We start from the raw sequence: 6,700 nt of genomic DNA, 5'->3' as shown, positions 1-6,700 counted from the left end.
AGGCAGACTCAACCTCGTAAACACCTGCTCACTTTTCAACCGGAGCAGGCTGCGCAGGATTCAACCGGAGCCGACAAGCAGCCGGTGGTGACTTGGAGGGTTGAGGCCTTCATGGAACCGAATGCCAGTCGGCCGCTGTCTGGGTCGCGGATGGTGAGGTCTTTGGGGTTGTCGTCGGTGGCGTTCTCGGTCCGGCTCGTCACGTTGGTGTACCCATACTTGGCGGCGATGTCGATCACGGCTTGTGAGGCTCGATGCCACAGGGCTGCGGGCACGGGAACATCCGACGTGTAGTGCGGACCGAAGTCGATTTCGCCGTAGGTAGAGCCGAACTCGCCGCAGGGAGTGCTGGTGCCCTCGCTGTCACGCAGCCAATTTCCGCCAGGCACGATCCGAGATAGTTCGGTGGTGATCTCGGTGATCATTCGGTCACGGTCGGCGAGGACTTCTTCGGCGTCGCGGCGTTCCAGCAGGGCGCCGAGTTCCTTGGGCGTGCCATAGCCGTAGTCACCTTCGGCGGGCCCTTCGTACCTGGACTCAAACATTGGGCCGCAGCTCGTGAGTATGAGCATGGCGATCAAGATGGACGCGATTCGTAACACGCTGTTGCTCCTACTTCGGTGCGGCTTCGCGGGCTTGCCGCTTCTCCTCAGCGGTGAGATAGCAGCCAGTGGTGACCTGGATGCTGGATGCCTCCATTGAGCCGAATGCCAGACGTCCACCGTCACTGTCTCGGATTGTCAGATCGTTTGCGTGGTCGCCTGTTGCATTTTCGGTCCGGCTCGTCACGTTGGTGTAGCCGTACTTGGCGGCGATATCGATGACCGCTTGGGATGCCTTGTTCCACAGGGGGGCTGGAACAGGGGTACTCGACGTGAAGTGCTGACTGAAGTATTGCTTGGCGAACGTCGAGCCGAAGTCCCCGCACTGTGACGCTGCGGGCTCCCTTCGCGCAATGTATTGCGCGCCGGGCACAATCTTGGACAACGCAGTAGTGATTTCGGCGATCATCCGGTCGCGGTCGGCGAGGACTTCTTCGGCGTCGCGACGGGCCATAAGTGGTTCAAGTTCTTCTGGCGCCCCGTAGCCGTAGTCGCCTTCGGCAGGTCCCTCGTATTTGGACTCAAACATTGGGCCGCATCCTGTCAAGGCGATAACCAGTACGAGTATCGACACAACCCGCTGCATCATTTCTCCAGTCTCACGTATTTCTCATCCTGGACGAGTCCGGCCACGACAACAGCCTGGTTGTAGAGGCCTGTTGTGTCCGAGAAGGAATACTCACTGTGTCCCGATGACTCGTTCCGCGGCACATCCCAGGGGGTCGTGATGGCCTCCGTGGTCAACTCGGTGAATCCGGGCAGATTCGCCGGGAGGGTGCTTCCGTAGATCCGGGAATACGCCACCTTGTCCCAGTCGGCATGCTCGACGAACACGTGCCCCTGAGATAGGTGCAGATCTGACGGTGTGGTGTCGCGGTAGAACTGCAGCGGGTTGGTCTCCAAACCGGGTGATCCCATGAACACCACGTCGTCAGCAGCCGTCCCACGCTGTAAGGCCTCGCTGGCCAACGTCGAACCGTAGGAGTGGCCGAGAACCGTGAGGTGTGGATCGGTATCGCGGGAACTGTCTAGGCCGTTGATGAACGACGCGAGTTTGGGTGCGTTGTCGTCGGCGTAGTGGGCGCTCATGGCCTGAAAGACATTGTCTGGGGGTTCGTATCCGAGCCAAGCGACGGTGGCGACGGTTTGATCGTACTTTTTTGCGTTCTCTAGAACCCGCTCGGTCTCGGTCTTCAGCCACTGTGATTGGTTGACGTAGGTGGGCAGATCATTGCCTGCCTTAGGTTTGTCATAGGTCACCGAACCCGTGCCCGGCACATACACGCTGACGTGGTCGGCGGTATCGACGTTGCCGATCGCTAGCGCCACTTTCGGATGCTCGCCATCGAAATCGACAACAAGAAGCTGACGATCCGGCTCGGACAGCGCCTTGTCGATCTCGACCAGCGTGCCCCGTTCTTCTGCAGTCAGATTCGGATCGTTGCGCAGGGTGCCCAGCCGGTTCCGATTGGCCAGGTCACGCGCGGTTCCGGGCACTCCGTCTAGGTTTCCGACCCATTCTGGCCGCTCGACGATGATCCGGTTGCGCTCGTCCTCACTCAACGAGTCCCACCACTGGTTGACCTCGGTGTCGGTGGCGCCGTCAGGCGGATTGAGTGATTCGAGGTCTCGCTTGAACGGTGACTCCGGCGGATCCCCGATATTGCTTGCCTTCGGATCTCCGGTTCCTGATGCGCTCTGTCTGACAGCGTTGGCAAGCGCTTCGTCGACCGAGTCAAACTGCTGGAGAAGGCTTTTCAGGGTGGACGTGTAGGCGGCGGCAAGCGCTGGTGTCATGAGCTTGCTTGAGCCCGCAGCGGTGACGGTGCCGTCGTCGCTGACGTTGGCGCCGAGGCTCATCGCCTGTTTGGACACGTTGAGGATCTCGGTCCGCAGCGGGGTGAGATTGGACTCTCCGGACTTCAGAGCGGTCTGGATGTTCGCCAGGCGCGACTGCAGGTCCACCAGCTGTTGGAGATTCTTGTTACCGGCGGCCAACGCTGCGTCAGCTGCAGTGCCCTTCCAGTCCGCGGCCAGACCGGCCAAAACGTGCTTCTGACGACCGATCAGTTCTTCAAGCCGATCAATCTTGCCCTGCAATTGGGTTGCGGAGTCGGAGAAGGCGGTCGGATTGCTGGCGGTGACGGCCGAGATCGTGACGGTCATCGGCCGCTCCCGCCCATCACGGCTCCTGTCTGAACGCTCTCTGTCAAAAAGCTAGCAGGGTACGGCCGGGGTTCGGTGCACCAAAATCGTGCCCGCGCGTGCGGGGCGGACCAAAAAACTCAGCCCCGTAGAATAGGGACATCATGACCGCACCGGGGCACAACCATGTCCAGACCCCGATCGCGGGTCTCGTTGAGCTGGCTTTGACCGATCCGTCCCTGCAGGACGTCATTCACCGCGCCGCCGACCGGCCCGCCGATCTCGCACTCGTCGGCCCGTCCAGCGCCCGAGTGCTGGTGGCCGCTGCGCTGGCCCAGCAGGGCCCGTTGCTGGTGGTCGCTGCCACCGGCCGCGAAGCCGACGATCTGACCGCGGAGTTGCGTGGCGTGTTCGGCGACGCCGTCGCACTGTTCCCGTCGTGGGAGACGTTGCCGCACGAGCGGTTGTCCCCGGGTGTGGAGACCGTCGGCGCCCGGTTGCTGCTGTTGCGCCGGTTGGCCCGTCCCGACGACGAGACCCTGGGCCCGCCGCTGCGGGTGGTGGTCACCACCACGCGCTCACTGCTGCAGCCGATGGCTCCGGACGTGGTGAGCATCGAGCCGGTCACCCTCACGGTCGGGGCGGAGGCCGAGTTCGAGGACGTCATCACCCGGCTGGTCGACCTGGCCTACACCCGGGTGGACATGGTCGGCAAACGCGGTGAGTTCGCCGTGCGCGGTGGCATCCTCGACCTCTTCCCGCCGACCGCCGAGCACCCGGTGCGCGTCGAGTTCTGGGGCGACGAGATCTCCGAGATGCGCTGTTTCTCGATCGCCGACCAACGGTCGATCCCCGAGGTCCCGGTGCAGAACGTGGTCGCGGTGCCGTGTCGCGAGCTGCTGATGACCCCCGAGGTTCGTGAGCGCGCCGCCGCCCTGGCCAAGGATCACCCCACCCACGAGAACAGCGTGCCCGGCAGCGTTCCCGACATGCTGGCCAAACTTGCCGAGGGCATCCCGGTCGACGGGATGGAGGCGCTGCTGCCGTTGCTGCACCCGGTGCAGCCGACGACGCTGACGCACCACCTGCCCGAGGGTGCCCCGGTGCTGTTGTGCGATCCGGAGAAGGTGCGGACCCGCGCGGCGGACCTGATCAAGACCGGGCAGGAATTCCTTGAGGCCTCATGGTCGACGGCGGCCGTCGGCGGTGACGCCCCGATCGACATCGAGGCGTTGGGAGCGTCCGGCTTCGTCCCGTTCACCCAGGCGCGCGACGACGCCGTGGCCGGCGGGCACCCGTGGTGGACGTTGAGCCAGCTGCCCGACGAGAAGGCCACCGAGCTCGATCTGCGGCCATCGCCCTCGGCGCGCAGCCAGCAGAGTCTCGAAGAGATCTTCGCGATGCTGCGGGCCCACGTGGCCACGGGCGGATACGCGGCGGTGGTCACCCCGGGCACCGGCACTGCACACCGCGTCGTCGAACAGCTGGGTGAATCCGACACGCCCGCAGCCATGTTGGAGCCGGGCGCGGCACCCAAAGCGGGTGTCGTCGGGGTGCTCAAGGGGCCGCTGCACGACGGTGTGGTGTTGGCCGGAGCCAACCTGGTGATCATCACCGAGACCGATCTCACCGGTAACCGGGTGACGGCCTCAGAGGGCAAAAAGCTTGCGGCCAAACGCCGCAACGTCGTCGATCCGCTGGCGCTGACCGCCGGCGATCTCGTGGTGCACGATCAGCACGGCATCGGCAAGTTCGTCGAGATGACCGAGCGGGTGGTCGGCGGTGCCCGCCGTGAGTACCTGGTGCTGGAATACGCGTCGTCCAAACGCGGCGGTGGATCCGACCGGCTGTATGTGCCGATGGATTCTCTGGATCAGCTGTCGCGGTACGTCGGTGGCGAGGCGCCGTCACTGTCGAAGCTCGGCGGCAGTGACTGGGCCAACACGAAAACCAAGGCGCGCAAGGCCGTTCGTGAGATCGCCAGTGAACTCGTCGCGCTGTACGCCAAGCGGCAGTCCGCGCCTGGGCATGCCTTCGGCCCGGACACGCCGTGGCAGAACGAGATGGAGGATGCCTTCGGCTTCACCGAAACCATGGACCAGCTGACCGCGATCACCGAGGTCAAAGCCGATATGGAGAAGCCGGTTCCGATGGACCGGGTTATCTGCGGCGACGTGGGCTACGGCAAGACCGAGATCGCGGTGCGCGCGGCGTTCAAGGCCGTGCAGGACGGCAAGCAGGTGGCGGTGCTGGTGCCGACGACACTGCTGGCCGATCAGCATCTGCAGACCTTCACCAACCGCATGGCGGGTTTCCCGGTGACGGTCAAGGGCCTGTCGCGGTTCACCGATCCGGCCGAGTCGCGGGCCACCATGGAGGGCATGACCGACGGGTCGGTCGACGTGGTGATCGGCACGCACCGGCTGCTGCAGACCGGGGTGACGTGGAAAGACCTGGGCCTCATCATCGTTGACGAGGAGCAGCGGTTCGGCGTCGAGCACAAAGAGCACATCAAGTCGATGCGCACGCACGTCGACGTGCTCACCATGAGCGCCACCCCGATCCCGCGCACGCTGGAGATGAGCCTGGCCGGCATTCGCGAGATGTCGACGATCCTCACCCCGCCGGAGGAGCGCTACCCGGTGCTGACCTATGTCGGCCCACACGACGACAAGCAGGTGGCCGCGGCGCTGCGCCGTGAACTGCTGCGTGACGGGCAGGCGTTCTACATCCACAACCGGGTCCGGACCATCGATCAGGCCGCGGCACGGATTCGCCAGCTGGTGCCCGAGGCGCGGGTTGTCGTCGCGCACGGGCAGATGAACGAAGAGACGCTGGAGAAGACCGTCGAGGGCTTCTGGAACCGCGAGTACGACATCCTGGTGTGCACCACGATCGTCGAAACCGGTCTGGACATTTCCAACGCCAACACGTTGATCGTCGAGCGGGCCGACACGTTCGGCCTGTCCCAGCTGCATCAGCTGCGCGGCCGGGTGGGACGCAGCCGTGAGCGCGGGTACGCCTACTTCCTGTATCCGCCCAATTCTCCGTTGACCGAGACTGCGTACGACCGGTTGGCCACCATCGCGCAGAACAACGAGTTGGGTGCGGGCATGGCAGTGGCCATGAAGGACTTGGAGATTCGTGGCGCCGGCAACGTGCTCGGGGTCGAGCAGTCCGGCCACGTCGCCGGTGTCGGTTTCGATCTGTACGTGCGGCTGGTCGGTGAGGCCGTCGAGGCGTATCGCGCGGCCGCTGACGGGAAAACCGTTGCGACGCCGCAGGAGCCGAAGGAGGTCCGGGTCGATCTGCCGGTCGACGCGCACCTGCCGCCGGAGTACATCGGCAGCGACCGGTTGCGGTTGGAGGGCTATCGACGGCTGGCCGCCGCGACGGACGAGGACGCGGTGCGCGCCGTGGTCGACGAACTCGTCGACCGGTACGGTCCGCTGCCGGAGCCGGCACAGCGGCTGGTCGCGGTGGCGCGGCTGCGGTTGCTGTGCCGCGAGTACGGCATCACCGAGATCGGTGCGGTGTCGGCCTCGACGATCCGGCTGTCGCCGCTGGTGTTGCCCGATTCCGCGCAGTTGCGGCTCAAGCGCATGTATCCGGGCGGCCACTACCGGGCCACCACGTCGACGGTCCAGGTGCCGATCCCGCGGCAAAGCGACGGCATCGGCTCACCCCGTATCCGCGACCTTGACCTTGTGCAATGGGTGGCCGGCTTGGTGCTCGTGCTCAACGGGCAGACGCAGGGCACGTTCGACGTCACCGCGGGATTCAATTATCCGGCCTGAGTGCCTGGTAGGGCTGCCTTTTTGGGGGCCGACGGCGCCCGAATTTCCGAAGCGCTGATAACGCCTCGGTCTGGAGACCCGACATACATGACGGGGGTCAAGGTATTGCGTAGTCGTCCAGACAAGTGGCGGCGAGATCGTCGGCCATAAGGCGGT

At 64.7% G+C, this 6,700-nt stretch carries 4 protein-coding genes; 1 reads left to right on the top strand and 3 read right to left on the bottom strand.

The genetic code is table 11. The annotated features are described in order from the left end of the window. Positions 1 to 35: 35 nt before the first annotated feature. From A5733_RS20380 to A5733_RS20370, 3 genes are all read right to left on the bottom strand, one after another. A complete protein-coding gene (locus tag A5733_RS20380; RefSeq protein WP_233152746.1) occupies positions 36 to 545 on the bottom strand; it encodes an LppA family lipoprotein in 510 nt (169 codons plus the stop codon). A 67-nt stretch (positions 546 to 612) separates the two neighbouring features. Next, entirely contained in the window at positions 613 to 1,131 is a 519-nt protein-coding gene (locus A5733_RS20375; protein ID WP_233152745.1) for an LppA family lipoprotein, read from the bottom strand. A gap of 56 nt (positions 1,132 to 1,187) precedes the next feature. After that, a complete protein-coding gene (locus A5733_RS20370) occupies positions 1,188 to 2,768 on the bottom strand; it encodes an alpha/beta hydrolase (RefSeq protein WP_076241440.1) in 1,581 nt (526 codons plus the stop codon). A 143-nt stretch (positions 2,769 to 2,911) separates the two neighbouring features. Between A5733_RS20370 and mfd the strand changes: the two genes are divergently transcribed. Beyond that, positions 2,912 to 6,544, top strand: coding sequence for a transcription-repair coupling factor (gene mfd, locus A5733_RS20365; RefSeq protein WP_076241439.1), 3,633 nt, complete (start codon positions 2,912 to 2,914; stop codon positions 6,542 to 6,544). Positions 6,545 to 6,700: the final 156 nt, after the last annotated feature.

This window comes from Mycobacterium sp. NS-7484 (assembly GCF_001953975.1).
Classification (GTDB): domain Bacteria; phylum Actinomycetota; class Actinomycetes; order Mycobacteriales; family Mycobacteriaceae; genus Mycobacterium.
The sequence above is the reverse complement of the archived record's forward strand: the minus strand, read 5'-3'. Positions and strand labels throughout refer to the sequence as shown.